Source organism: Micromonospora aurantiaca ATCC 27029 (assembly GCF_000145235.1).
Classification (GTDB): domain Bacteria; phylum Actinomycetota; class Actinomycetes; order Mycobacteriales; family Micromonosporaceae; genus Micromonospora; species Micromonospora aurantiaca.
In genome coordinates, this window is sequence record NC_014391.1 from 923,974 (window position 1) to 945,941 (window position 21,968).

Annotated in this window: 16 protein-coding genes; 11 read left to right on the plus strand and 5 right to left on the minus strand. The window is 74.1% G+C overall.

What is annotated here, in order from left to right:
- Positions 1-242 precede the first annotated feature (242 nt).
- Together msrA and MICAU_RS04620 are read right to left on the minus strand one after the other, a co-directional pair.
- The gene (gene msrA, locus MICAU_RS04615; protein WP_013284127.1) at positions 243-905 is read right to left on the minus strand and encodes a peptide-methionine (S)-S-oxide reductase MsrA; all 663 of its coding nucleotides are present in this window, start codon (positions 903-905) and stop codon (positions 243-245) included.
- A gap of 76 nt (positions 906-981) precedes the next feature.
- Positions 982-1,395, minus strand: a complete 414-nt coding sequence (locus MICAU_RS04620; RefSeq protein WP_013284128.1) for an HIT family protein — start codon at positions 1,393-1,395, stop codon at positions 982-984.
- A gap of 321 nt (positions 1,396-1,716) precedes the next feature.
- On the opposite strand from MICAU_RS04620, the gene MICAU_RS04625 reads away from it, so the two are divergent.
- The 4 genes from MICAU_RS04625 (at position 1,717) to ilvA (ending at position 6,442) form a co-directional block, all read left to right on the plus strand.
- A complete protein-coding gene (locus MICAU_RS04625; protein ID WP_013284129.1) occupies positions 1,717-2,859 on the plus strand; it encodes a cystathionine gamma-synthase in 1,143 nt (380 codons plus the stop codon).
- A gap of 16 nt (positions 2,860-2,875) precedes the next feature.
- A complete protein-coding gene (locus MICAU_RS04630) occupies positions 2,876-4,288 on the plus strand; it encodes an amidase (RefSeq protein WP_030271225.1) in 1,413 nt (470 codons plus the stop codon).
- A gap of 148 nt (positions 4,289-4,436) precedes the next feature.
- Positions 4,437-5,225 (plus strand): DUF4328 domain-containing protein, encoded by a 789-nt coding sequence (locus tag MICAU_RS04635; RefSeq protein ID WP_244879721.1) that lies wholly within the window; start codon positions 4,437-4,439, stop codon positions 5,223-5,225.
- Complete coding sequence (gene ilvA, locus MICAU_RS04640; protein WP_013284132.1) at positions 5,222-6,442, plus strand: threonine ammonia-lyase; 1,221 nt, start codon at positions 5,222-5,224, stop codon at positions 6,440-6,442. The genes MICAU_RS04635 and ilvA overlap by 4 nt, the downstream gene beginning before the upstream one ends.
- A 134-nt stretch (positions 6,443-6,576) precedes the next feature.
- On the opposite strand, the gene greA is transcribed toward ilvA, so the two are convergent.
- Together greA and MICAU_RS04650 are read right to left on the minus strand one after the other, a co-directional pair.
- On the minus strand, positions 6,577-7,077 hold the full coding sequence (greA, locus tag MICAU_RS04645) for a transcription elongation factor GreA (RefSeq protein ID WP_013284133.1): 501 nt from the start codon (positions 7,075-7,077) through the stop codon (positions 6,577-6,579).
- A gap of 145 nt (positions 7,078-7,222) precedes the next feature.
- Complete coding sequence (locus tag MICAU_RS04650; RefSeq protein ID WP_013284134.1) at positions 7,223-7,657, minus strand: DUF4307 domain-containing protein; 435 nt, start codon at positions 7,655-7,657, stop codon at positions 7,223-7,225.
- A gap of 244 nt (positions 7,658-7,901) precedes the next feature.
- On the opposite strand from MICAU_RS04650, the gene mca reads away from it, so the two are divergent.
- The 7 genes from mca to purE all read left to right on the plus strand — a co-directional run bounded on the left by mca (position 7,902) and on the right by purE (position 16,668).
- On the plus strand, positions 7,902-8,783 hold the full coding sequence (mca, locus tag MICAU_RS04655; protein ID WP_013284135.1) for a mycothiol conjugate amidase Mca: 882 nt from the start codon (positions 7,902-7,904) through the stop codon (positions 8,781-8,783).
- A 48-nt stretch (positions 8,784-8,831) separates the two neighbouring features.
- The gene (locus tag MICAU_RS04660; RefSeq protein ID WP_013284136.1) at positions 8,832-9,116 is read left to right on the plus strand and encodes a hypothetical protein; all 285 of its coding nucleotides are present in this window, start codon (positions 8,832-8,834) and stop codon (positions 9,114-9,116) included.
- Positions 9,117-9,332: 216 nt separating this feature from the next.
- Complete coding sequence (locus tag MICAU_RS04665; RefSeq protein ID WP_174361764.1) at positions 9,333-11,828, plus strand: putative bifunctional diguanylate cyclase/phosphodiesterase; 2,496 nt, start codon at positions 9,333-9,335, stop codon at positions 11,826-11,828.
- A 111-nt stretch (positions 11,829-11,939) separates the two neighbouring features.
- Entirely contained in the window at positions 11,940-12,833 is an 894-nt protein-coding gene (locus MICAU_RS04670; RefSeq protein WP_013284138.1) for a hypothetical protein, read from the plus strand.
- An 85-nt stretch (positions 12,834-12,918) separates the two neighbouring features.
- Entirely contained in the window at positions 12,919-14,955 is a 2,037-nt protein-coding gene (locus MICAU_RS04675; RefSeq protein ID WP_013284139.1) for a thioredoxin domain-containing protein, read from the plus strand.
- 64 nt (positions 14,956-15,019) lie between these two features.
- Entirely contained in the window at positions 15,020-16,177 is a 1,158-nt protein-coding gene (locus tag MICAU_RS04680) for a 5-(carboxyamino)imidazole ribonucleotide synthase (RefSeq protein WP_013284140.1), read from the plus strand.
- Positions 16,177-16,668: a 5-(carboxyamino)imidazole ribonucleotide mutase gene (purE, locus tag MICAU_RS04685; protein ID WP_013284141.1), complete on the plus strand. Its 492-nt coding sequence runs from the start codon at positions 16,177-16,179 to the stop codon at positions 16,666-16,668. Before MICAU_RS04680 ends, purE begins: the two co-directional genes overlap by 1 nt.
- A gap of 295 nt (positions 16,669-16,963) precedes the next feature.
- On the opposite strand, the gene MICAU_RS04690 is transcribed toward purE, so the two are convergent.
- On the minus strand, positions 16,964-21,877 hold the full coding sequence (locus tag MICAU_RS04690) for an SCO7613 C-terminal domain-containing membrane protein (RefSeq protein ID WP_013284142.1): 4,914 nt from the start codon (positions 21,875-21,877) through the stop codon (positions 16,964-16,966).
- Positions 21,878-21,968: the final 91 nt, after the last annotated feature.

Below are 21,968 nucleotides of genomic sequence, written 5' to 3' on the forward strand. Positions count from 1 at the left end.
CGATGCGCCGTCACGCAGGGTGGTTGCCTGTCACGCCTTCGGTTCCTGCCTCGCTCCCCCCGATGTCGGAAATCGGCTCCGGCGAGGCTGTGAGGAACGCCGCAGAGACGGGCGCCGGCGGCTGGCCCACGGTTCGTCGCCGATCTTGCAGTTCGGGCCCCTGGGTTGCCCCTTCTGCGAGCCTCGGGGGGCACCGAACTGCAAGATCGCGCGAGCGTGGGTGCCGCCGGCGCGCGGTGGGGCTAGCCCGAGGTGCGGGCCACTCCGACCGGGCAGCTCAGCCCGTTCGGACCGTGGTTGCAGTAGCCGTTCGGATTCTTCGTCGGCGCCAGGTACTGCTGGTGGTAGTCCTCGGCGAAGTAGTAGTCACCGAGCGGGGCGATCTCGGTGGTGATCTCACCCTTGCCGGCCCGGGCCACGATCGGCGCGAACGCGTCCCGCGACGCCTTGGCCGCGGCCAGCTGCTCGTCGGTGGTGGTGTAGACGGCCGAGCGGTACTGGGTGCCCACGTCGTTGCCCTGGCGCATGCCCTGGGTCGGGTCGTGGTTCTCCCAGAAGACCTTGAGCAGGTCCTCGTAGGCGATCTTCGACGGGTCGTAGACCACCTGGACCACCTCGGCGTGCCCGGTCATGCCCGAGCAGACCTCCTCGTACGTCGGGTTGGTGGTGTACCCGCCCGCGTAACCGGCCGACGTGGTGATCACGCCGGGGAGGGTCCAGAACAGCCGCTCGGCGCCCCAGAAGCAGCCCATGCCGAAGACGGCGACCTGCGCGCCCTCGGGGAACGGACCCTTCAGCGAGGACGGCAGCACCTCGTGCCGGTCGGCGATCGGCATCGCGATCGGGCGGCCCGGCAGGGCCTGGTCAGGAGAGATCATTTCGGCCTTCATGCGGCGGAGGAACACGGTGGGACTCCTCTCTTGGCTTTCCCAGCGTGTGCAACATCGTCGGCCCCGGGTTCCTTACCCGCCCACGTCGGCGTCAGGCCAGCGCCGCCGAGATCCGCCCGGCGAACTCCGTCGCCTCGGCGTCGTCGGCGTACCGGGTGCGCGGCCAGAAGAAGCCGCGCAGCCCGTCGCCCTTGGTCCGGGGCACCACGTGGGTGTGCAGGTGCGGTACGGACTGGGACACCCGGTTGTTCATCGCCACGAACGTCCCACCGGAGCCCAGACCGGTCTCCACCGCCACGGCGATCCGCTGCACCAGCCGGAAGTAGCCGGGCAGCGCGTCGGCCGGCAGGTCGGACAGGGTGACCAGGTGGGTGCGGGGCACCACGAGCACGTGGCCCTTGAACACCGGCCGGGTGTCGAGGAACGCGACCCCGTCCGGCTCGTCGGTCACCCGGAACGCCGGTACCGCGCCCGCCACGATCCCGCAGAACACACACCCGCTCACGAGCTCACCCTAGGCCCCACCCGGTCGACCCACCTCCGGGCGAGTGTGATCATGAGGTTGGCGGCGACAAATCGGACCGTGACCGCCGTCAACCTCATGATCGACGAGAAGCCGGCAGTGGGGCGAGGTCGGGCGGTCGCCGCTCCCACAGCTGGATCACCCGGCGCGCGGTCAACTGTCGAATACGAGGCCAGTCCTGGCGGAGCAGCGCCTCGGTCGTACTCACCGGACCAGTATGGCCGACCACCCCGACACCTTCGCGGTTGTGACTCGCGCCGGGTTGACGAGAGCGGGAGCGGGCGGGGGGCTAACGTCTGCGGCATGAGCCACGGCTTCGAGACACTCGCCATCCACGCCGGTCAGGACCCGGAGGCCCGCACCGGTGCGGTGATCCCGCCGATCTACCAGACCAGCACGTACGCCCAGGACGCCGTCGGCGCGCCCCGCGAGGGCTACGAGTACAGCCGCTCCGGTAACCCCACCCGCGACGCGCTCCAGGAGTGCCTCGCCGCGCTGGAGGGCGGCCCGGTGGCGCTCGCCTTCGCCAGCGGCCTGGCCGCCGAGGACACGCTGCTGCGGACCGTCTGCAAGCCGGGCGACCACGTGGTGATCCCGGACGACGCGTACGGCGGCACGTACCGGCTGTTCGCCAAGGTGGCCGAGCGCTGGGGCCTGTCGTACACCCCGGCGAAGGTCTCCGACCCGGACGCCGTGCGTGCCGCGATCCGCCCGGGCACCACCAGGATCGTCTGGGTGGAGACGCCGACCAACCCGCTGCTCGGCATCGCCGACATCGCCGCGCTCGCCGCGGTGGCGCACGACGCCGGCGCGTTGCTGGTGGTCGACAACACGTTCGCCTCGCCGTACCTTCAGCAGCCGATCGCGTTCGGCGCGGACGTGGTGGTGCACTCCACCACCAAGTACGTCGGCGGACACTCCGACGTGGTCGGCGGCGCGCTCGTCGCGGCGGACCGCACGCTCGGCGAGGAGCTGCGCTACCACCAGAACGCGATGGGCGCGGTCAACGGGCCGTTCGACGCCTGGCTCACCCTGCGCGGCATCAAGACCCTCGGGGTACGGATGGACCGGCACTGCGACAACGCCGAGCGGATCGCGGCCTACCTGGACGGACACGCCAAGGTCGCCCAGGTCGTCTACCCGGGCCTGCCCTCGCACCCCGGCCACGAGGTGGCCGCCAAGCAGATGCGCCGGTTCGGCGGCATGATCTCGTTCCGCGCGGCGGGCGGCGAGGAGCACGCCGTCCAGATCTGCAACCGGGCCCGGTTGTTCGTGCTCGCCGAGTCGCTGGGCGGCGTCGAGTCCCTGATCGAGCACCCGGGCCGGATGACACACGCAAGCGCTGCGGGCTCGCCGCTTGAAGTTCCCGGCGATCTCGTGCGACTGTCTGTCGGCATCGAGACGGTCGACGACCTGCTCGCCGATCTGGAGCAGGCCCTGGGCTGACCGCTGGTTGGGGAGGGTGGCAGTGCCGGACATCTTGCCGACGACCTGGGTCGGGACGACCGCGAAACAGATCGCCCGGGCGGTACGCCGTGGCGACGTCTCCGCCACCCAGGTCGTCGCCGACCACCTGGACCACGTCGCCCGGGTCGACGCCGAGCTGGGCGCGTTCCGCACGGTACGCGGCGGCGAGGCGATCACCGAGGCGGAGAAGGTCGACGAGCAGGAGGAACTGGCGAACCTGCCGCTCGCCGGGGTGCCGGTGGCGGTCAAGGAGAACACGCCGGTGGCCGGCCTGCCCACCTGGAACGGGTCGGCCGCGATGCGTACCGAGGTGGCGGAGGCCGACCACGAGGTGGTCCGGCGGCTGCGCGGCGCGGGCGCTGTCATCCTCGGCGTCACCCGGATGCCGGAGCTGGGCCTGTGGGCCCTCACCGACGACGACACCGCTGTGACCCGCAACCCGTGGGATCCGGCTCGTACCCCCGGCGGCTCGTCCGGCGGCGCGGCCGCCGCGGTGGCCGCCGGGCTGGTGCCGATGGCCCACGGCAACGACGGTCTCGGGTCGATCCGCATCCCGGCGGCCTGCTGCGGCCTGGTCGGGCTCAAGCCCGGCCGGGGCGTGGTGCCCTGCCAGCTCGGCGCGGACGACTGGTTCGGCCTCACCGAGCACGGCATGCTGACCAGCACCGTCGCCGACGCGGTGGTCGGCTTCTCGGTGCTGGCCGGCCGCCGGCCGGACAAGCTGGTCCCGCCGGAGCGGCTGCGGGTTGGCGTCTCGCTGCGCTCGCCGGTACGCGGCGTCTCGCCGGATGCGCCGAACCGGGACGCGGTCGCCGCCGCCGGCCGGCTGCTGGCCGCCGCCGGTCACGACACCGTGCCCGCCGACCCGGTCTACCCGACCCGGCTCGGCCTCCAGGGCATCGCCACCTGGTTCGCGGCGGCCGCCGCCGACGTGCGCGCCGCCGGAGTGGCGCCGCGTCAACTCCAGCGGCGCAGCCGCCGGCACGTCAGGCTCGGCGAGTGGGCGCAGCGCCGGGGGTACGTGCGGGAGGCCGACCGGGCCGCCTGGCGCGAACGGTCCGTGCACTTCTTCGCGGACAACTCGATCGACCTGCTGCTCACCCCGGCGCTGGCCGGGCCGCCGCCGGAGGCCGCCGGGTGGTCCGGCCGCTCCTGGCTGGCGAACATGTCGACCAACATCAGGTACGCCCCGTACGCGGCGCCGTGGAACATCGCCGGGCTGCCGTCGATCGTGGTGCCGGTCGGCCGCCGCCCGGACGGCCTGCCGGTGGGCGTGCAGTTCGTCGGCCCGCCCGGCTCCGAACTGCTGCTGCTCGGAGTGGCCGGCCAGTTCGAGTTGCAGGCGCCGTGGGCCCGGCACGCCCCCGGCTATCCCCGCGTCGGAACGGGGTCGCCGGCCGCCGGGTGATCGTCTAGCGTGTGCGCACCCCTGTCGCGCTCACCACCTCGGACGGTCCCCGATGCACTGCCAGACCTGCGGCGACGCCACGTCCCCGGCCTATGAGGAGTGCCGGCGCTGCGGCACCCGAGTCGGTCAGCCCGCGGTGAGCCCCGGCGTGCCCACGTACGGGGTGCGCGGCCTGGCCGTGGCCGGCGCGTCCGCGGTCGGTGCCGCCACCCTGTGCTATCTGCTCACCGCCCTGTTCCCGCTCGTGGGTGTGCGGATGGCCCGCTCGGCCGCCGAGCAGCTCGACCGGGACGTGCTGCTCGGCGCGGTGCTGGCCGAGGTGCTGTTCTCGCTGCCCTACCTGCTCGCGCTCCTGACTGCGGGGACGCTCGTGGTGATCTGGACCTGGCGGGCCCGCAAGAACCTGGACGCGTTCCCGGGCGCGGTGCCGAACCTGAGCCCGGCGTGGGCGATCGCGGGGTGGCTGGTGCCGCTGGCCAACCTCGTCGTACCGGCCCGGGTGCTCGCCGACCTGCTCCGCAACAGCGTGTGGCAGCGCCGCCAGTCGTGGCTGGTCGGGGTGTGGTGGGCGAGCTGGCTGGTGTTCCTGATCGGCGACCGGTTCGTCGCGCGGGCCGAGCAGCAGCGCTACGACCGGCTGACCGAGCTGCCCCGCAACGACGCGGAGTTCGCCACGTACGTGCGCTTCTACGAGGACGCGCTCGCGCCGCGGCTGGTGCCGGCGGTGGCCTGCCTGGTCGCCGGGATCGCGTTCGTCGTGCTGGTCCGCCGGATCTCCGCCGCCCAGCAGGACCGGCTCTCCCGGGCCGTGCCCGTGTGGCCCGGGCAGCCGGTCTGGCCCGGCCGACCGGGCTGGCCCGCGCCCGCCGCGCCGATGCCGGTTGCGCCGACGTCGCCGCAGGTTCCGCCCACCCCGGGTGGCACGATCGGGGCATGACGGAACTGGTCGGTCTCGCCGACGTACAGGCCGCGCGGGAACTGCTCGCCGGTGTCACCCGTACCACCCCGCTGGAGCCGTCGCGGCCGCTCAGCGCCGCGCTCGGCGGGCCGGTCTGGCTCAAGTGCGAGAACCTCCAGCGCGCCGGGTCGTACAAGGTGCGCGGTGCGTACGTGCGGATCTCCCGGCTCTCGGCCGAGGAGCGGGCCCGCGGCGTGGTCGCGGCGAGCGCCGGCAACCACGCCCAGGGGGTGGCGCTCGCCGCCGGGCTGGTCGGCGCGCACGCCACCGTCTTCATGCCGGTGAACGCGCCGCTGCCGAAGGTCGCCGCGACCAAGGGGTACGGCGCGCAGATCGAGCTGGTCGGAAACACGGTGGACGAGTCGCTCGTCGCGGCGCAGACCTTCGCCGAGCGGACCGGAGCGGTGTTCATCCACCCGTTCGACCACCCGGACGTGATCGCCGGGCAGGGCACCGTGGCGCTGGAGATCCTCGAACAGTGCCCGGACGTGCGCACCATCGTGACCGGGGTGGGCGGCGGCGGCCTGGTCTCGGGCATGGCGGTGGCGGCCAAGGCGCTGCGTCCCGACGTACGCGTGATCGGGGTCCAGGCGGCGAGCGCCGCCGCCTTCCCGCCCTCGCTGCGGGCCGGCGAGCCGCTGCGGCTGCCCTCGTTCGCGACGATCGCCGACGGGATCGCGGTCGGCCGTCCGGGCGAGCTGACCTTCACCCATGTCCGCAAGCTCGTCGACGACGTCGTCACGGTCTCCGAGGAGGACATCTCCCGGGCGTTGCTGATGCTGCTGGAACGAGGCAAGCAGGTGGTCGAGCCGGCCGGCGCGGTCGGCGTGGCGGCGCTGCTGGCCGGCGCGGTGGAGGTGACCGCGCCGGTCGTCGCGGTGCTCTCCGGCGGCAACATCGATCCGCTGCTCATGCTCCGGGTGATCGAGCACGGCCTGGCGGCGGCGGGCCGGTTCCTGCGAATCACCGTGCGCTGCACGGACCGGCCCGGCCAGCTCGCCTCCCTGCTGAGCGAGATCGCCGAGCACCGGGCCAACGTGGTGGACGTGGTGCACCAGCGCGCCAACCCGCACCTGCGCCTCGGCGAGGTGGAGGTGGCCCTGTCCGTGGAGACCCGCGGGGTGGAGCACTCGGACACGCTGATCAGCGCGCTGCGGGCCAGCGGCTACCAGGTGGTCTTCACCGGCGAGGGCTGAGCGCTCGGCGGAACGCGAACGCCCCGGCCGGATGATCCGGTCGGGGCGTTCGGGTGTGCGGCTCGGGTCCGAGGAGGGCCTGTCAGCCTCGGTCGGGTTCGGGACCCGAGCCGTCCGGCGCGGGTCCGGAGGGGTCAGCCGCTGTACGGCTCGAAGGAGACGATGGTCACCTTGATATCGGCGCCGCTGGGCGCCGTGTAGGTGCAGGTCTGCCCTGCCTTGCCGCCGAGGATGGCCTTGCCGAGCGCGGACTCGGGGCTGTAGACCGTGAGGTCGGTGGTGGAGGCGATCTCCCGGGAGCCGAGCAGGAAGGTCTCGCTGTCGTCGGCGTCGTCGTCGAAGTAGATCTTCACGACCATGCCCGGCGACACCGCGTCGGTGTCCGGCGCCTCGCCGACCTTGGCGGTGCGCAGCAGCTCCTTGAGGTAGAGAATGCGGCCCTCGGCCTTGCCCTGCTCCTCGCGGGCGGCGTGGTAGCCGCCGTTCTCCCGCAGGTCGCCCTCCTCGCGCCGGGCGTTGATCTCGGCGGCGATGACCGGTCGGTTGGCGATCAGCTCGTCGAGCTCGGCCTGCAGACGGTCGTAGGCGTCCTGGGACAGCCAGGTGGCGGGCGCCTCGTTTCCATTTGTGGACACAGGCGGTCTCCTCGATTGGTGCGGACTGGCTGACAGGTGAACTTGCAAGGCTACCAGTGCGGGTCGCGTCGAGGTGTGATCAATCACCCCGGGTGCCGGCGGCGGGACCGGGGTGCGGTGGCCGGCGACTCGCCGGCGGTCCGGCTCAGCCGGCGGGCCGGCAGCGCAGGACCTCGCCGATGAACGGCCGGGCGCTCGTGGGGACCTCCTGCCGGGTCCGGATGTGGCGCTGGCCGGGCTCCGCGGTCACGGTGGCCTCGGCGCTGCCCACCTGGGCCCCGTCGTGGGAGCGGGCCCGCAGCAGACAGGTGGCGGAGCCGCCCGGCGGCACGGTGACCCGGAAGTCGACGATCACCCGGGAGTCGGTGATGTCGGTGTAGCTGATCATTTCGCCCTGGTACTCCGGGTCGCCGTACTGGTAGTAGAGCTTCGCCGCGCCCAGGCCGAGGACGGCGAGCATGACCGTCACCGTCAGGGCGAGCAGGACCGGCCGGCGGCGCCCCGGCTCCCGGCGGCGGCCGTAGCGGCCCGGCGGGAAGACCGGTGCCTTCGCGGCGACTGTGGCGTGCGTCTCGCTCACCGGCGGGTATCTCCTGGCGTTGTTGTCGGCGGCATCGGCAAGAATGGCTAGGTCCATCTTCCCAGCCCGGCGCTGAGTCAAGGATGGCAGGTCGGCCTGGACCGGCGGGCGTGGCCCTGGCCACTCCGGTGGCGGCCCCCGACCGGCCGTCACGGGGGCTTTCGCGGGCGCGGGGGGGAGATTCCGGCAGGTCAGCCGGCCGGCCCGGGGGTCGGTCGGCGGGCACAGACGAGGAGCGCCGAAGGTGGCAGAACAGCTGCGTCTCATGGCGGTGCACGCCCATCCCGACGACGAGTCGAGCAAGGGCGCCGCCACCATGGCGAAATACGTCGCCGAGGGGGTGGACGTCCTGGTCGTCACCGCCACCGGTGGCGAGCGGGGCAGTGTGCTCAACCCCAAGATGGACCGCCCCGACGTCTGGGCGAACATCGGTGACATCCGGCGGGCCGAGATGGACGCCGCCCGGGCCATCCTCGGCGTCGAGCAGGCGTGGCTCGGTTTCGTCGACTCCGGGCTGCCCGAGGGCGACCCGCTGCCGCCGCTGCCGGAGGGCTGCTTCGCCCTCCAGGACGTGGACGTCGCAGCCGCGCCGCTGGTGCGCCTGATGCGGCAGTTCCGCCCGCACGTCGTCACCACGTACGACGAGGAGGGCGGCTACCCGCACCCCGACCACATCATGACCCACAAGATCACTGTGGCGGCGTTCGACGCGGCCGGTGACCCGGACCGCCACCCCGAGCTGGGCGAGCCGTGGCAGCCGCTGAAGCTGTACTACGACGTGGGTTTCTCCCGCGCCAAGATCATGAGCCTGCACGAGGCGGTGCTCGCCGCCGGGCTCGAGTCGCCGTACGGCGAGTGGATGAAGCGCTGGGACGAGCGCCCCGACAAGGGCGCCCGGATCACCACCCGGGTCGAGTGCGCCGACTACTTCCCGGTCCGCGACGACGCGCTGCGCGCGCACGCCACCCAGATCGACCCGGACGGCTTCTGGTTCCAGGTGCCGATGGAGTTGCAGAAGCGCGCCTGGCCGACGGAGGACTTCCAGCTCGCCCGCTCGCTGGTCGACAGCCCGCTGCCGGAGTCCGACCTGTTCGCCGGCGTACGAGAGGCGTGCCGTGCCCACTGACCCGGCCGGGGTCTACCCTGGTGCTCAGTCGCACATCGGAGGAACACCATGCTGACCACCGTCGAGGTGCTCGCGCAGAACAACTTCGGTGACACCCGTACGGGTGGTCTGGCCGGTCCGATGGGCCTCTTCCTCATCGTCGCGCTGGCCACCGTCACCGTCCTGCTGATCCGCAACATGAACGCCCGGCTGCGCCGGCTGCCCGACCGCTTCCCGCAGCAGGGCACCCCCGGCCGGGCCGATTCCGCAGTCGCCGATCCGACAGACGGGCTCGTCGAGCAGGATTCACCGACGAATGCGCCCAACGGCTCCCAGCAGCACCGGAACAGCTGAACACCGCGTGAATCACGTCGAAGCCGGTTGTCGCCCCCTGTTGCGACCACCGGCTTTGGCTTAGCCTTCCGCCGGGGGGACCGTCAGGCCCCGGACCCTGCGCGGAAGGGGGACGCCGATGTCGAAGACAGCACCGGCCCCCGACCATGCCCCGGCCCGACCCGTCGACGGGGCGGCCCCGTGACCACCGAGCCGGCCGACCGTTCCCCCGACCGGATCGGCCTGCGCGGGACACCGGTGGGCGTCGTCCTGCTCACCGTCGCGGTCGCGCTGACCGGTCTGCTCGCCGCCGCGCTCGGCCTCACCGTCCCGTCCCACCTGCCGGCCGACCACCCGCTGCCCGGTCCGGCACGCTTCGGCATCGCCATCGTCGCGTTCGCGGTGGCCCAGCTCGCCCGGCTGCGCTTCCGTACCGCCTCGGGCATGGTGAGCATCACCTGGGGCGAGGCCGCGCTCGTGGTCTGCCTCTGGCTGGTGCCGGCGGGCTGGCTCCCGGCCGCCGCACTGCTGGGCGTGGGCGCCGCCTGGACCGTGATGTCGATGGTCTCCGACCGCCGTCCGGCGCTGGAACTGGTGGCGATCGCCGGTTCGCTCACCGCCGCCACCGCGCTCGCCGCCGCGGTGGCCACCGCGCTCGGCCCGCCGCTGCTCGCCGCGCCCACCCCGGAGCTGGCGCTCACGCTCACCGCCGCCGCGGTCACGTACCTGCTCACCACCGCCTTCCTGGGCGCCGTCACGCTCGCCCTGCGGCACGGCATCGCGATCGGTCCGCCGCTGCTCGCCGCGCTGCGCGGCAAGCTGCTCATGTTCGTCGGCAACGTGGCGGTCGGCCTGGTGGTCGTCGCGCTGCTCGAACTCGACGCGCGCTGGCTGCTGCTCCTGCCGCCGCCGCTCTGGCTGCTCCAGCAGACCTACCGCCACCGGCTCCGGGCCGACCAGGAGCGGCGTACCTGGCGGGCGTTCGCCGAGGCCACCGCCGCACTCAACCAGCTCGACGAGCGCGGCGTGGCGACCGCCGCGGTGACCGGCGCGCTCACCCTGTTCGGCGCGGAACTGGTCGAGGTCGACGTGGCCCGGGGCGAGGGACGCTGGCGCCGCTACCGGGCCGACCGCGGCGGGCAGGTACGCGACCGGGAGGTGGAGCCGTCCGCCGGTGCCGACGCGGGGGAGCACGAACTGGTGCGCCGCCTCGCCGTGGGATCCGCCGACGTCGGCCGCTTGCGGGTGCGGTTCGCCCGGTCCGCCCCGCCGAGCGCCCGGGAACGCGACGGCGTGGCGGCCTTCGGCGACGCGCTGGCCGCCGCCCTGCACGACGCCGCCACGCACCGGGAGCTGCGGCTGGTCACCGCCCGCTCGTCGTACGACGCGGTGCACGACCAGCTCACCGGACTGCTCAACCGGGCGGCGCTGCTGGCCAAGGGGGACCAGGCGCTGCGGCAGCGCGCGCACGACCACCCGGTGGCCCTGCTGCTGCTCGACGTGAACCAGTTCAAGGAGGTCAACGACACGCTCGGGCACTCGGCGGGCGACCAGTTGCTGCGGCCCACCTCCAACCGGCTCGCCGCGCTGACCCGGCCGGGTGACCTGCTCGGGCGCCTCGGCGGCGACGAGTTCGCGCTGCTGCTGACCTCGGTGCCGCTGGTCGAGGACCGGACGGCCCCGCTGGCGTACGCGCTGCGCCAGGCCCGGGAGGTCGCCGAGCGCCTCGCCGCACCGACCGAGGTGGCCGGGGTGCGGATGTCCGTGGAGGTCGCGGTGGGCGTCGTGGTCGCCGACGCGGGCGCGGCCGACCTGACGGAGCTGCTGCGGCGCGCCGACATCGCCATGTACCAGGCGAAGGAGGGCGGCGGCAGCGTCGCCGCGTACGACAGCTCCCGCGACGCGGCGAGCACCGACCACCTGGCGCTGCTCGCGGAGATGCGGGAGGCTCTCGCCGCCGACGACCAGCTGGTGCTGGCGTTGCAGCCGGCGGTGGACCTGGCGACCGGCGCGCCGACCGGGGTGGAGGCGCTGATCCGGTGGCGGCACCCGCGCCGGGGCTGGCTCGGTCCGGCCGACTTCATCCGGCCGGTGGAGAACAGCGAGCAGCTCGGCAGCTTCACCCGGTACGTGCTGGACAAGGCGCTGGAGGTCGCCTCCGGATGGGCGCGGGACGGGCTGGACGTCCCGATCTCGGTGAACCTGTCCGCGCGCAGCCTGCTCGACCCGCGGCTGCCCGCCGAGATCGAGGAGGCGCTGCGCCGCCACCAGGTGCCGCCGCACCGGCTGGTCCTGGAGATCACCGAGACGGTGGTGATGAGCGAGCTGGAGGTCATCGACGAGGTGCTGGCCACGCTGCGTGGCATGGGCGTGCAGCTCGCCGTGGACGACTTCGGCACCGGGTTCTCGTCGCTGACGTTCCTCACCCGCATCGCCGTCGACGAGTTGAAGGTGGACCGCTCGTTCGTGCTCCGGATGGCCGACTCGCCGGAGGCGGCGGCGATCGTCCGGACCACCGTCGGGTTGGCCCACGAACTGGGCCTGCGGGTGGTGGCCGAGGGTGTCGAGACCGCCGAGCAGCGCACCGCGCTGGCCGAGCTGGGCTGCACCGCCGCCCAGGGCTACCACTTCTTCAAGCCGATGCCGGCTGACAAGATCGCCGCGGTGCTCGCGTCGCTGCGCGACGCGGCCCGGGGCAACGTCTTCCCGCTGCGCGCCGACGGCGCCTCCTGACCGGTCCGTCCGCGGTGGACGGGGCAGCGGAGGACGCCCGGCCGGTCCTACGCTGCTGGCACGGCGGGCGCGACAGGCGTCCCCGCTGACGTCCACACGGGGAGGACGACGATGAGACGTTCCTGGCGACGGATCCTGCTCGCTTCGACCATGGCGTTGACCACCGGCGCCGCCGGCCTGGTCATGCCCGCGCCGGCGCAGGCCCGGCCGGCGGAGTCCTGGTCGTTCGCCGTCACCGGCGAGCCGGGTGATCCGATCACCGCCGGCAACTCCTACTCCTACAGCTCCGCCGCACCGACGCCGGGCGACGAGATGAACGCGTGGGGCCACGACCAGCAGCACTTCGGGATGGAGTTCTGGAGCGACGCCGACAACACCTGGCGTCTGGAGATCAGCGCCCCGGCCGGCCAGCCGCTGAAGGCGGGTGACACCTACCAGAACGTCGGCCAGCCGGACGGGAGCGGCACGGCCGGCATCCGCCTCTACAACGGCGGTTGGGGGCGCTCCTGCGCGCAGAGCACCGGTTCGTTCACGGTCATCGACGCCGCGTGGGGGCCCTTCGACTACGTCGAGCGCTTCGACGCCACCTTCGAGATCCGGTGCGAGGGCGCGACCGGCGGTCTGCGCGGCCAGGTCCACATCGGCAACCCGCCGCCGCTGCCGGCGCTCGACGTCACACTGACCGTCGATCCGGTCGCGACGGTGGACAACAAGGGCATCGCCACCGTCCGCGGCTCGATCACCTGCACCCGGGCGGACTCCTTCTCCATCGCGGGCGAACTCGTCCAGGAACAGAAGAAGGCGGGCATGGTGCGTGGCTACTTCTCACCCCACATCCCGTGCGTTCCGGGCCAGGTGGTGCCGTGGTCGGCCACCACCTACCCGGCCGACGTCAAGTTCCAGCGCGGCACCGCCCAGGCGGTCAGCGAGATCCTGGTCCGCGACTTCGAGTACTGGAACGAGTTCACCGTGCGGGACACCTCGACGCTCACCCTGACCCGGTGAGACGGCGGCCGGGCCGGGACCACGACCCCGGCCCGGCCGCCGCACTCGCGCCGCACCGGCTCCGCGCGCTCGCTAAGGTCGGGTGGTGAACCGACTCGCCGAGGCCACGTCGCCCTACCTGCTCCAGCACGCCGACAACCCGGTCGACTGGTGGCCCTGGTGCGACGAGGCGTTCGCCGAGGCGAAACGGCGGGACGTGCCGGTGCTGATCTCGGTCGGCTACGCGGCCTGCCACTGGTGCCACGTCATGGCCCACGAGTCGTTCGAGAACGAGGCAGTTGCCCGGCTGATGAACGACGACTTCGTCTGCGTCAAGGTCGACCGCGAGGAGCGCCCCGACGTCGACGCGGTCTACATGACCGCCACCCAGGCGATGACCGGGCAGGGCGGCTGGCCGATGACCGTCTTCGCCACGCCGGACGGCACCCCGTTCTTCTGCGGCACGTACTTCCCCCGCGCCAACTTCATCCGGCTGCTCGGCTCGGTCGCCACCGCCTGGCGCGACCAGCGCGAGGCGGTGCTGCGGCAGGGCACCGCAGTGGTCGAGGCGATCGGCGGCGCGCAGGCCGTCGGCGGCGTCACCGCCCCGCTCACCGCCGAACTGCTCGACGCCGCCGCGAGCCGGCTCGCCGGGGAGTACGACGAGACGAACGGCGGTTTCGGCGGCGCACCGAAGTTCCCGCCGCACATGAACCTGCTCTTCCTGCTCCGGCACCACCAGCGCACCGGCTCGGCGCGCAGCCTGGAGATCGTCCGGCACACCTGCGAGGCGATGGCCCGCGGCGGCCTCAACGACCAGCTCGCCGGTGGCTTCGCCCGCTACTCGGTGGACGGCCACTGGACCGTGCCGCACTTCGAGAAGATGCTCTACGACAACGCGCTGCTGCTGCGGGTCTACACCCAGCTCTGGCGGCTCACCGGCGACCGGCTGGCCCGCCGGGTGGCCCGCGACACCGCCCGCTTCCTCGCCGACGAGCTGCACCGCGCCGGTGAGGGCTTCGCCTCCGCGCTCGACGCGGACACCGAGGGCGTCGAGGGGCTCACCTACGTCTGGACGCCCGACCAGCTCGTCGAGGTGCTGGGGGAGGACGACGGCCGCTTCGCCGCGGACCTCTTCGAGGTCACCGCCGACGGCACGTTCGAGCACGGCACCAGCGTGCTGCGGCTGGCCCGGGACGTCGACGACGCCGACCCGGAGGTGCGGGCCCGCTGGCAGGACGTGGTGGGCCGGCTGCTGGCCGCCCGCGACACCCGGCCCCAGCCCGCCCGCGACGACAAGGTGGTGGCCGCCTGGAACGGGCTCGCGATCACCGCCATCGCGGAGTTCCAGCAGGTTGCCTCGCTGCTCGTGTCGCCCGACGACGAGGACGCGAACCTGATGGACGGCGTGCTCATCGTCTCCGACGGTGCGATGCGGGACGCCGCCGAGCACCTGGCCACCGTGCATCTCGTGGACGGCCGGCTGCGCCGCGTCTCCCGGGACAAGGTCGTGGGTCAGCCGGCCGGGGTGCTGGAGGACTACGGCTGCGTCGCCGAGGCGTTCTGCGCGATGCACCAGCTCACCGGCGAGGGGCGGTGGCTGACGCTGGCCGGTGAGCTGCTCGACGTGGCGCTGGCCCGCTTCGCCGGCCCGGACGGCGCCTTCTACGACACCGCCGACGACGCCGAGCGCCTGGTCACCCGGCCCGCCGACCCGACCGACAACGCCACCCCGTCGGGCCGGTCGGCGATCGTCGCGGCGCTCGTGGCGTACGCGGCGCTGACCGGCGAGACCCGCTACCGGGAGGCGGCCGAGAAGACGCTGACGACGGTCGCGCCGATCGTCGACAGGCACGCCCGGTTCACCGGGTACGCGGCCACCGTCGGCGAGGCGCTGCTGTCCGGGCCGTACGAGATCGCTGTGGCGACCGGTGACCCGGAGGGCGACCCGCTGGTGGCCGCCGCCCGGCGCCACGCCCCGCCCGGCGCGGTGGTGGTGGCCGGCGCCCCGGACCAGCCCGGCGTGCCGCTGCTGGCCGGGCGGCCGTTCGTCGACGGGAAGCCCGCCGCGTACGTCTGCCGGGGCTTCGTCTGCCAACGCCCGGTGACCGGCGTCGAGGAGCTGATCGCGCAGCTCGGCTGAGCGGAGTGGGCCGGGCCGCCCTCACGGTCCGGCCCGGCACCGGCCCTTATAGGCTGGCGGCGCTATGGACTCCCGTACCGGTCTCCCCGTCGTGGGCATGGTGGGTGGCGGCCAGCTGGCCCGGATGACCCACCAGGCCGCCATCGCTCTCGGCCAGTCGCTGCGCGTGCTGGCGCTCGCCCCGGACGACGGTGCCGCGCTGGTCGCTGCCGACGTCCAGTACGGCGACCACACCGACCTGGCCGCGCTGCGGACGTTCGCCAAGGGCTGCGACGTGGTCACCTTCGACCACGAGCACGTCCCCAACGAGCACATCCGCACCCTGACCGACGAGGGCGTGAAGCTGTTCCCGCCGGCCGAGGCGCTGGTGCACGCGCAGGACAAGCGGGTGATGCGGGAACGGCTCGGCGAGCTGGGCGCGCCGAACCCGGCCTGGCGTCCGGTGGAGTCCCCGGCCGACCTGATCGCCTTCGGCGAGGAGACCGGCTGGCCGGTGGTGCTCAAGGCCGCCCGGGGCGGCTACGACGGGCGCGGCGTCTGGATGGTCGACGACGCCGGTCAGGCCGGTGAGCTGGCCGCCACGCTGCTCGCCGGTGGCACGCCGCTGCTGGTCGAGGAGCGGGTGGCGCTGCGCCGTGAACTGGCCGTGCAGGTGGCGCGCTCGCCGTTCGGGCAGGTCGCCGCGTACCCGGTGGTGGAGACGGTGCAGCGCGACGGCATCTGCGTCGAGGTGCTGGCGCCCGCGCCCGACCTGCCCGAGGAGCAGGCCGTGGCCGCGCAGCAGCTCGCCATCGACCTGGCCACCGCGCTCGGCGTGGTCGGCCTGCTCGCGGTGGAGCTGTTCGACACGCCGTCCGGGCTGGTCGTCAACGAGCTGGCGATGCGGCCGCACAACTCCGGGCACTGGACCATCGAAGGGGCCCGGACCTCCCAGTTCGAGCAGCACCTGCGGGCGGTGCTCGACTACCCGATGGGGGACACCTCGCTGACCGCGCCGGTCGTGGTGATGGCGAACGTGCTGGGTGGCGCGCCGGGCGGCAAGTCCATCGACGAGCGGCTGCACCACCTGTTCGCCGCCGAGCCCGGGGCCAAGGTCCACCTGTACGGCAAGCAGGTCCGTCCGGGCCGCAAGATCGGGCACGTCACCGTGCTCGGCAACGACCTGGACGACGTACGGGCCCGGGCCGCGCGTGCCGCCCGCTGGCTCCAGGAGGGGCACTGATGAGCACCGTCGGGCTGATCATGGGCAGCGACTCGGACTGGCCGGTCATGAAGGCCGCCGCCGAGGCGCTCGACGAGTTCGGCGTGCCGTACGAGGTTGGTGTGGTCTCGGCGCACCGCACCCCGGTCAAGATGATCGAGTACGGCCGGGCCGCCGCCGGACGTGGTGTCCAGGTGATCATCGCGGGCGCGGGCGGAGCGGCTCACCTGCCCGGCATGGTCGCCTCGGTCACCCCGCTGCCGGTGATCGGTGTCCCGGTGCCGCTGAAGTACCTGGACGGCATGGATTCGCTGCTGTCGATCGTGCAGATGCCGGCCGGGGTGCCGGTCGCCACCGTGTCGATCGGCAACGCCCGCAACGCCGGCTTGCTCGCGGTACGCATCCTGGGCGCCTCCGACCCGGTGCTGCGCGACAGGATGGCCGCCTACCAGGCGAGCCTGGAGGACCTGGTCGCGGAGAAGGATGCCGCGCTGCGCGCCTCCCTGATCTGACCGTCTCGTCACTCTCTGGTTCCCAGCTGTCTGGTCGCTCAGCGTGACCGGCCGGGCCGACGCGTGTCTGTGCCCTCCGCCGACTTTGCTCTGCAGCCATCGGCGCAGCACGGCTCTGACCTGCAACCCGGCCTCCCGTCCCCAAACGGCTCGGCGGCGGCCGTCGTCACGGTTGGTGACTGTTGCGTCAGTGGGTGCAGAGCAAAGGCGGCAGAGGGGCATCATCCCCGCCGCAGCCCGTCGACACGGAGCGTGACCTGATCAGTCGCGCCCCGGCCCCGCGACCGGGACCGGCTCACCGCATGCCGCGCAGGGCGGTCTGGAGGCGCTCCTGGGCACGGCGGCGGCGTTCGTTGCTCGCACCGAGCACCAGCAGCACGATGCCGACCGGGATCAGGACCAGCCACGGGCCGAGGCTGAACAACGCGTGCACGGCCGCGATAGCGGTCACCGTCGCGCCGACGATCACCGGGGCCTGCTGCCGGCTGGTCGAGCCGAAGATCAGCACCGCGACGGCGCCGAGCAGCAGCAGCACCTGACGCAGCATGCTGGATTCGGTCGCGATCACGATCGCCAGCGTGGGCAGGAACGCGGTGACCAGCGCCGGCCCGTACGCCACCCAGCTCGACAGGTCGGGCCGGTGCCGCAGTTGCAGGACGCCGACCAGCAGGGCCAGCGCGGCGAACGGCAGCGTGTACGCCTCCGGCAGCGCCACGTCGGCCACCCGCATCAGGATCCACCAGGCGCTGATCTCGCAGGCCACCACCGCCCAGAACAGCAGGTTGCGTTCCATCGGACGGCGTCCCGGACGGCTGGCCGCCACCCCGAGGACCGCGCCCCAGGCGGCCAGCAGCGCGGCGATGTGCCGGGGCGAGTCGTACGCCAGCGCCAGCGCGATGAGCGCCGCCCCGTAGCCGCTCCACTCGACTGTGGCCGCCTCCCGGTACGCCTCGGGACGGCGCAGCCGGGGCAGCGTGGCGGCGAACACCTGCAACGCCGCGCCGACGGCGAGCACCCCGAACGCGGACCAGACGGCCGCCAGCCCGGACTTCAGGCCGATCGTGAGCACGAACAGCTGAGCCATCACCGAGCCGAACAACCAGCCCAGGATGCGCGCCCGCTGGGTGGTGCCGAACAGCGCGGCGACAGCACCCACGCCGACCGCCCCGCCGAGCGTGAACACGGTCAGGTCGCTCGTGGCGAGGCTGCCGGCCAGCCCGGCGCCACCGGCGGCCAGCCCCAGCGCGAAGACCAGCACCCGGGCAACCCGGATCGACCGGCCCGGCTCGGCGATCGCCGGTGGCGGGGTCAGCGCCAGCCCGAGCATCGAGATGGTGAACACCGCGAGCGCGGCCAGCGCGGTCACCGGCCAGCCCCGCCCCAGCGCCACCGGCGTGATCAGCAGGGTGATCGCCGCGCCGGGCAGGATCACCGGCACCGCCCGGGACCGCCGGCCGCCGCTGAACCCGGTGGCGGCCAGCGCCGCGGTCACCGTCAGCAGCAGCGCGGTGAGCACGTGCGTGGGGTTGACCGCCTCCGGCGGCGGGGTCAGCAACTCCGGTGGTGGCCCCTGCCACACCCGGCCCAGCACCGCGAACGGCGAGAACAGCGCCACCACGAGTGAGGGCGCCAGAGTGGCCAGCGCCAGTGCGGTGGGCAGCGCCGCGGCGGCGAGCGCGCCGGCCGCCGGGCTGACCCGCCAGCGCAGCTCGGGATCGTCCGGGGCACGTCGTAGCGCCCCGTTGAGCAGCACGGTCCAGCGGCGTACCGGCCGGCCCGAACCGGCGGGCGGGACGGTGGCGGCCCGTACCAGTTCGGCGAGCACACCGAGCAGCGCGGCGGCGGCGGCGAACACGCCCGCCGGCAGGCCGACAGCGAGCGCCGCGGCGGCGGTCACTGTGGCCGCGCCGACCACCGCGACGCTGGCGTACGGAAGGTATTGCGGCACCTGCCGGCGTACCGCCGCGATCGCGGCCAGCCCGATGCTGGCGGCGGCGAGCGCGGCGGTGAGCACCACCTGCGGTGGGCGGCCGTACTCGACTGCCAGCGCGGCCACCGCGCCGGGCAGCGCGAGCAGTGCGGCTCCGGCGCCCGCGCCGCCCACCTGCACCAGGTGCGGCGGCATGCCCTCGCTGCGGATGTCGTCGACGAGGGAAGGCGCGAGCGTGCGGGCCACTGCGGCCACCGTCGCACCGATCAGCGCGATGCTGCCCAGCGCCAGCGCTGTCGTCCACGGCCGTACCAGCCCGGCCCCGGCCGCGTGCAGAGCCACCACCCCGGCCACTGTGGCCCGGGACAGCGCGGCCCGGGGATCGACAGCGGCCGCGGCGGCCATGCCGTAGACGGTGGCCACCATGCAGCCGACCAGCACCGGGGACCACCAGGGCAGGTCGAACGCGGCCGGTGCGCCCACCGTGGCGAGCACGGCGGCCAGGCCGGAGACGTCGTACTTCCACGGCGGCGGCAGCAGGATCGCCGCGGTCACCCCCAGCAGCGCCAGCGCGACCGGGGCCTGCCAGGTCGACCCGCCGGTCGGCGCGGCCGGCCAGCCGGACAGGTCACCGGCCCAGATCGGGCCGGGGGTGGCCAGCACGCCGAGTCCGCCGCGCAACGCGCTCCAGGCGGCGATCAGGCCGATCAGCGTGCCACCGGCGGCGATGCCGAGAATCGGGCCGCGCCGCCACTCCTCGGGCAGCGCGCGGGCGGCCACCGCCACCAGCAGCACCAGCGCGGAGGCCACCACGAGCTGACCGCCGGGGGCGAGCACCGCGGCGATCCGGGCCAGCGTGGCGACGAGCGCCACTGTGGTGGCGGCGAGCGCCAGGTCGGACCCGTCGAGGGACATGTCCGCGCGGCGGCCGGCGTCGATGCGCGGGGCGAGCGCCAGCAGCGCGGCGGCGACCAGGAGCAGACTCCCCACCCACGCGTCGGCCGAGGTCGCGCCCGGCGCGCCGAACGCGGCGGCGGCGACCGCCACCGCGCCGAGCACCGTACCGAGCGCGTGCGGCATGCTCAGGTGCCGCTGCGCCACCTGCACCAGGGCGGCGTAGCCGAGCGTGACGCAGACGGCGAGGAAGCTCGCCGCGAGGATCGGCACGGTGATCTCGCGCAGGTTCGCCGGTGTGGCGACCGGCGGCGTCGGCACCGTGGCCGCCACGAACGCGGCGACGGCACCGGGCAGGGCGAACGCCGCGCCGCCCGCGGCCCAGGAGCAGACCGTCTCCGTCGCGGCGGCGGCGAGCCGGACCCGCGGGGCGAGGGACACCAGCGCCCCGGCCAGGAACAGAACAGTCAGCGCGGCGGCGGTGAGCGCCGGGCGGGCGAGCGAAGCACCCGCGCCGACCAGGCCCAGCCCGGCCGCTGTCACCGCGTGCGCCACAGCGGACCGTTCGGTGCGTGCGGTCAGCCCGAGCACGCCGACCGCTACCGCTGTGAGCAGCATCGGCCAGCAGGCCGCCGCCCAGCCCAGACCGAGCGACGCGGGTACGGCGAGCGCGGTGAGCGCCGCGCCGACCACCGCGAACTCGCGCCGGATCTCGGCCGGCAGCGCGATCACGGCGGCGATCGTGAGCAACGACGCGCTGGCCGCGAGCTGCCAGCCGGTCGGGCCGACCGCCCGGGCCAGCTCGGCGTGCCATCCGGTCAGATCCGCCGACCACGCCGGCAAGGCGGCCCGGACCGGGGCCAGCCCGGCGCGCAGCGCGCCACCGGCCACCACCAGGCCGCTGACCGTGAGCGCCACCGCGGAGGCGATCTGCGGGCCACGCCGGGCCGTCTCCGGTACGGCCCGGACGGCGAGCCCGGTCAGCGCGATGACGGCGGAGATGAGCAGCAGGGACCGGCCGGGCAGAGCCACCGAGGCGACCCGCCCGAGAGCGCCGATGACCGCCAGCGTGAGGATGCCGGCGCCCACGTCCGGCAGCGGCGGCCGGCGCAGCACGAGCGTCCCGGCCAGCGCGACCAGGGCGGCGAGCAGCAGCACCGTGCCCGCGGCGGCGGCCGGCGGCACCGTGGTGGCGCGCAGCAGTCCGGTCACCGCGTACGCCAGCGCGACAGCGACCGCCACGCCGTGCAGCAGCCAGGTCAGCTCGGGCAGCCACGGCACCGGCCGGGCGGTGGCGGTGGCGGCCGGACCCGGTGGTGTCTCACCGCCCAGCACCTCGGCGGACTCCTCCGGCGCCGACTCGGGCCGGTCGTCGTCGGCGCGCTGCCGGGGCGGGACGGGAGGTGCCGGCTCGGTGACGGGCAGGTCCCGCCGGACGGGCCGCTCGCGTACCACCGCCGAGCGCGCGAGCGCCAGGTCGAGCACTGCCACCACGGTCAGCACCAGCGCCCAGCCGACCGGCCCGGTGATCCGCTCGTACGCCAGCAGCGGCAGCACCGGCTGGGCGGCCAGCACTGTGGCGAAGCGTGGCGCGCGCAGACCCGTCCCGTACGCGTACCCGAGAGCGACGAGCGTGGTGACCAGGAAGATCGTCCCGGCGAACGCGGCACCCGACGAGCCGCCGCCGATCCGGTCCACGGCCCAGAGCGCGTACCCGGCCAGCGGCACCAGCAGCAACCCGACCGCGGCGATGGTCTCGGCGGTGGAGGTTAGCCCGCGCCGGGCCAGCACCGGCGGGGCGAGCAGCATCAGCGCCGTCGCCACCAGCAGCACGCCGAGGCGGGCCAGCGCGTCCATCGAGCTGGTGGCGACCGCGGCGAAGACCACCGCAGCGACGCCGAGCAGGAGCGCGCCCAGCCCGAGCGGGATGTTCTGCACCTCGCGCGAGGACGCCTCGGGCGGGTGCTCCGGGTCGTCCGCGTCGAGCCAGCGGGGGCGGCCGCGCGGCGGCGACGGGGGCAGGTCCTCCGGCGGGCCGGGCGGCGGCGTGCCCTGACGGGGCACCCGGGGCGGCGCGCCGGTGGCGGCGGTGGGCGGGCGGCGGCCGGGCCGGCGGCGCAGCACCCGGCGCGGCCGGGTGGCCTGCCGGATCCGTTCCTCACCGGCATGCGCCAGGATGTCCCGCTGGAAGAGGGCGGCCTGCATCTTCGCGGCGATCTGCCGCTGCTCCCGGGCGATCTCGGCGTCGCGGGCCTTCATCTCGGCGATCGAGCGCTCGATGTCGGCCAGGTGCTCGGCCCACTGCGGCTGGTGCGCGCCGCAGTGCGGGCAGACGACGGCGGGCTTGATGTCCTGCCCGCACGAGGCGCACCTGAAGCTCTCCACGACAGTCTCCCGTCCGCCCGTGCCCCCGCACTGTGGACCTCCCAGAGGCAGCATGCCTTGAGTGGGCCGGGATTTCGACAGTTGCCGCCGC

Bases quoted from the DNA above. Each gene is read 5' to 3' on its own strand.
- MICAU_RS04625 (WP_013284129.1), top strand. From the start codon at position 1,717: ATGAGCCACGGCTTCGAGACACTCGCCATCCACGCCGGTCAGGACCCG.
- ilvA (WP_013284132.1), top strand. From the start codon at position 5,222: ATGACGGAACTGGTCGGTCTCGCCGACGTACAGGCCGCGCGGGAACTG.
- MICAU_RS04660 (WP_013284136.1), top strand. From the start codon at position 8,832: ATGCTGACCACCGTCGAGGTGCTCGCGCAGAACAACTTCGGTGACACC.
- MICAU_RS04670 (WP_013284138.1), top strand. From the start codon at position 11,940: ATGAGACGTTCCTGGCGACGGATCCTGCTCGCTTCGACCATGGCGTTG.
- MICAU_RS04680 (WP_013284140.1), top strand. From the start codon at position 15,020: ATGGACTCCCGTACCGGTCTCCCCGTCGTGGGCATGGTGGGTGGCGGC.
- purE (WP_013284141.1), top strand. From the start codon at position 16,177: ATGAGCACCGTCGGGCTGATCATGGGCAGCGACTCGGACTGGCCGGTC.